The organism is Hymenobacter agri (assembly GCF_054778495.1).
In genome coordinates, this window is sequence record NZ_BAAGZM010000356.1 from 1 (window position 1) to 4,391 (window position 4,391).

The window sequence follows — 4,391 nt, forward strand, 5'->3', positions numbered from 1 at the left end:
CGGCACGTTGCGGAAGGCGCGCAGCGCGGCGGTGGGCCGGCCGGCGGAGTTCCAGACGCCCAGGCCGTAGTTCATCCAGTTGTAGGCCTGCGGCTCCCAGTACAGCACGCCGAGGCCCTTGCCGCCGGGCACGGCCTGGGTTTTGGCCTGCAGGTCGAGTAGCATTTGCTGGGTCGGAATGGGCGCATCGGCCGTCATACCGGTTTCTACCAACATCACCTCCTTGCCGGGGTAGCGCACCACGAGGTCGTTCATGTTGGCTTGGCACTGCGCCGTGAGCGTGGGCCAGTCGGTAATGCTCGGGTAGAGCGACAACCCCATCACGTCGAACCGCGCGCCGTTGCTCGTGAGGCCGCCAAAAATGTAGCGCGAGGTGTTCACGTTGAAGCCGTTCGAAACGTGTGCAATCACCTTGCTGGTCGGGCTGATGGCTTTCACGGCCGCGTAGCCGCGGTCGAACAGCTGGGCAAACTGGGCCATGTTGGTCGAGGCCTTGCCGTCGGGCCAGAGCATGCCGTCGTTGGTTTCGTTGCCCACCTGCACCCATTCGGGCGTGATGCCGTTGTTTTTCAGGGTTTGCAGCACGGTGCTGGTGTGGTCGTACACGGCCGTGAGCAGCTGCGGAAACGAATAGGCGGCCCAGGCGGCGGGCTTGTTCTGGCGGCCGGGGTCGGCAAACTCGTCGCTGTAGTGGAAGTCAATCAGCAGGCGGTAGCCCGCCGCCTGGGCCCGCAAGGCTTTGGCCAGCACATCGGCCGGGTTGCTCCAGCCGCCGACCGGGTTCACCCACACCCGCAGCCGGATGGTGTTCATATCGTACCCTTTCAGCAGCTGAAACAGGTCCTGCTGCGTGCCGGCTTCGTTGTAGAAGCGGTAGCCCGACTGCTCCATCTGGGTTACCCAGCTCACGTCGGCCCCTTTGGCGAAGGGCGCGGTGGTTTGGGCGCGGGCCGGCGGCGCGAGGGCGGCCAGCAGGGTCAGCAATAGGAAAAGGTGTTTCATGGTAATAGTGTGGAGTAAGTTACCTGAGTTAAACGATTGTGTTAAAGGCAAAATAACGTCATGCTGAGCTTGTCGAAGCATCTCTACTGCTTCGTTGCAGTCGGCATTGATTACTACAGCGGTAGAGATGCTTCGACTACGCTCAGCATGACGTTCAGGAATTACCTGTTCTCATCCAAAAACGGCGAAACCTCGCCCGCATACGTCAGCGTGAGGCGGTGCATGGCGCGGGTGCAGGCCACGTACAGCATGCTCTTGTCCACGGCCGTGTGGTACGTGCGGGCCGAGGCAAACGGCACGATGACCTCGTCAAATTCCAGCCCCTTCGCCAGGTGAGCGGTGGTGAGGACGACGCCTTCCTTGAAGTGCGTCGACTCCTCGGTGAGCAGGTGCAGGCCCGCTTCGGGCAGCGCCTGCTGCACCTGCTCGGCCTGCCGCAGCGTTTTGCAGATGATGCCCAGCGAGTGGTTGCCGGAATTTTTGAACTCCGTAATCAACGCCTGCAGGGCCTGTAATTCCGCGGTTTCGCTGGTGTAGCCGGTCACCGTGGGCGCGGGGCCGTGGCGCTCCAGCGGCAGAATGTCCGGGTTAGGGGCGAGGCGTTGGGCGAAGGTGGTAATCTCGACCGTGGAACGGTAGCTGCGGTTCAGGCGCACCACTTCGGCCTGCGGAAACACCCGCTCGATGGTTTCGGCCGAGGAGGCGCTGTAGGGGTTCACGGTCTGGCTCACGTCGCCCAGAATAGTCTTGCGGCAGCTGAATACGCGCTCCAGCACGGCGTACTGCACGGGCGTGTAGTCCTGCATCTCGTCCACTAGCAGGTGCTTCACGTGGTCGTAGGCCGCGATGCCTTCGAGCCGGATTTTCAGGTAGATGAACGCAAACACGTCGGCGTATTCAAGGCGCTGGTCGGGCAGGGGGCGCAGCAGCTCGGACCGGCCCAGCCAGCGGTAGAAATCCCGGTACAAATCCATCGGCTGATGAAACCGGAACATGCGCGGAATGGCCTCGCCGATGGTGCTTTTCTCGTGGTTGCTGAGCTTGCGGCCCACGGCGTTGCGCACGTAGGCGCGCACCTCCTCGGCCACCAGCGCGAAGCGCTTCAGCAGCGGCACCCGGTGAAACGTCTTGAACTTGGCCAGCAGCCACGGCAGCGGCACCACCGTGCGGCCCACGCGCAGCTCCTTCACCGTGAAGTAGTTGTTCTCGGCGTGCAGCAGGTACTGGTTCAGCTGGCCCAGAAACTCGAACGACGACTTGAAGCGGATGCGCTCGATAAAGGCCGGGTGCGGCTTGTCGAGCAGCGCCGATACCTGCTCGAAAAACGTCTGGAACGGGTGCTGGTGCGCCAGCAAATCGGCCGCCAGCTCCTCCATAATCAGCTCCGGAATGTGCTCCTCGCCCAACTCGGGCAGCACGTTCGAGATGTAGTCGGCAAACACCTTGTTGGGCGAGATAATGAGCACATCCTTAGCCCGAATGCTCTCGCGGTGGCGGTAGAGCAAAAACGCAATGCGGTGCAGCGCAATCGAGGTTTTGCCCGAGCCGGCCACGCCCTGAATCACCATCACCGTTGCCGTTTCGTTGCGAATCACCGCGTTCTGGTCGCGCTGAATGGTGGCCACGATGTTCTTCATCTTGTCGTCCGACGACTTGGCCAGCTCGCGCTGCAGCACGTCGTCGAGGATGTTCACGCCGTTCTCAATCATGAACTCCATGCGGCCGTCGCGGATTTTGTACTGCCGCTTCAGGTCGATGGTGCCCGGCACCACGCCGGCCGGGCCGGTGAAGGCCGCCTCGCCCAGCTCAAAATCGTAAAACATCGACGCAATGGGGGCCCGCCAGTCGTAAATCAGGCTCTGCCGCCGCTGGTCGTCCACAAACGAATACATGCCGATGTACACCGGCCACTTGCCCTTGCCGCGGCCCTGCGGCGCAAAATCGATGCGCCCGAAGTACGGCGACTGGCTCAGTTTGAGCAGCTTGCGCTTGCGCCCCACCGCCGCCTCGCCCGTAAACGCCATGCGGTTGATGGACTGCTCGGCGGCCACCATGTCGGCTTCGTCCATGCCCGACTGCTGCTCGTGGATGTACTGCTTCTTCTCGCGCAGCTCGTCCGAAAACTGCCGCACGTCGCCGTCAATCCGCCGGATGGCCAGCGTCAGCTTCTCTTTCATTTCCTCCAGGTATTCCCGTTCCTCGTGCTCCGTTGCGTTCATCCCGCGTACTATTTCTGGTTAATGGGGAGCAAAGGTCGGGCTGAATTCGGGCCGGGCCGGTAGCCGGCTTTCCTGGGCGGCCAGCGCGCGGGGTAGGAGCGTAGCAGCCAGCCACAACCGGCCCGGCCGCGCCCGCCAGCGCAGGTAAGCGGAATTACATTATGCACAAACGATTGTGCAAATGCGCCCGGCCTGCCGTACTTTTCGGCGCCGAAACCCCGGCGGGCCGGCATTTTCGCCCCCGCTTGCGTAATATGGCTGGCCGCTGGCAACGGCATTTTGCTTCCTCATTCTCTCGCTCCATGTCCCATTCTCTGGCTCAGGCCGTGCAGGCCGATTTTCAACAACGCTACGGCTACGCGCCGCGGCTGGTGCGCGCCCCCGGCCGCGTCAACCTCATCGGCGAGCACACCGACTACAACGCCGGTTTCGTGCTGCCGGCCGCCGTCGATAAGGAGATGGTGTTTGCCGTGGGCCTGAACGGCGGCGAGCAAATTCGTCTCTACGCCCACGACCTCGGCGAAAGCCTAGAGCTGCCCAACGCCGCCGACATCAGCCCCACCGAAACGCACTGGGCCAACTACCTGCTGGGCGTGGCGGCGCAGTTCCAGCTGCGCGGCGTGGCCGTGCCGGGCTTCGACTGCGTGCTGGCCGGCACCGTGCCCATGGGCGCGGGCATGTCGTCGTCGGCCGCCGTGGAGTGCGGCCTGGCTTTCGCGCTGAACGAGTTGCTGAAAACCGGTTTTGAGAAAATGGAGCTGGCCCGCATGGCCCAGCTGGCCGAGCACACCTACGCCGGCGTGCAGTGCGGCCTCATGGACCAGTTTGCCAGCGTGTTCGGCCGCGCCGGCCACGTGGTGCGCCTCGATTGCCGCTCGCTCGATTACCAGTATTTCCCCTTCGACACCTCGGCGTGCCGCATCGTGCTCGTGAACTCGGGCGTGAAGCACAGCCTGGCTTCCAGCGAATACAACACCCGCCGCCAGGAGTGCGAGCGCGGCGTGGCGGTGCTCCAGCAGCACTACCCGCACATCGCCGCCCTGCGCGATGCTACGATGGAGCAGCTCGAAGCCCACCGCAGCGAAATGGGCGGCACGGTGTTCCGCCGCTGCGCCTACGTGGTGCAGGAAAACGCCCGCGTAGAGGCCGCCTGCCGCCACCTCGAAGCCG

3 protein-coding genes are annotated in these 4,391 nt (G+C 63.5%); 1 reads left to right on the forward strand and 2 read right to left on the reverse strand.

Features of this window, described 5'->3' with window-relative positions; genetic code table 11:
* A partial coding sequence (locus ACYVDE_RS15545) for a glycoside hydrolase family 53 protein (RefSeq protein WP_460502453.1) occupies positions 1–1,002 on the reverse strand: 1,002 nt, incomplete at its 3' end.
* Between the two features lie 161 nt (positions 1,003–1,163).
* Complete coding sequence (locus ACYVDE_RS15550) at positions 1,164–3,221, reverse strand: HelD family protein (RefSeq protein WP_460502454.1); 2,058 nt, start codon at positions 3,219–3,221, stop codon at positions 1,164–1,166.
* 302 nt (positions 3,222–3,523) lie between these two features.
* Here ACYVDE_RS15550 and galK point away from each other — a divergent pair.
* Positions 3,524–4,391, forward strand: an 868-nt coding sequence (gene galK / locus ACYVDE_RS15555) for a galactokinase (RefSeq protein ID WP_460502455.1), incomplete at its 3' end; no start/stop codon positions are given.